Below are 356 nucleotides of genomic sequence, written 5' to 3'. Positions count from 1 at the left end.
GAGGAGCGCCAGGCGAAGCTGGACGCCCAGGTGCGTGCCCGCAGCGCCGACCGTCGCGAGCGCGCCGAGCTGACGGCCATCTCCCGCCAGGGCGGGATGCTCTCCCGGGGCCGCAGTCGCCGCCAGGGTCCCGCGCGCGCCGCTGCCGGCGCCGGCCCGCGCACAACGGCGCCGGCCCGACCCGCCGAGCCAGACGCTCTCTCCAAGTCCACCCCCTCCCCGCTGCCGCCCGCCTCGCGGAGCTCCTTCTACACCTGCCGCCGGTCGCGCGCCGGCGTCGGCTCGTCGGCGTCGACGTCGTCCTCCGCCTCCCTGTCCTCCTCGTCCTCCTCGTCCTCCTACCGCAGCTCGACCAT

The 356-nt window shown here is 77.2% G+C and carries 1 pseudogene; it reads left to right on the top strand.

From position 1 onward, the window contains the following. Positions 1 to 356: pseudogene (locus tag PUR61_RS41835) on the top strand (DUF2637 domain-containing protein); the annotation flags it as partial.

Source organism: Streptomyces sp. BE20 (assembly GCF_036322525.1).
GTDB lineage: Bacteria > Actinomycetota > Actinomycetes > Streptomycetales > Streptomycetaceae > Kitasatospora.
The sequence above is the reverse complement of the archived record's forward strand: the minus strand, read 5'-3'. Positions and strand labels throughout refer to the sequence as shown.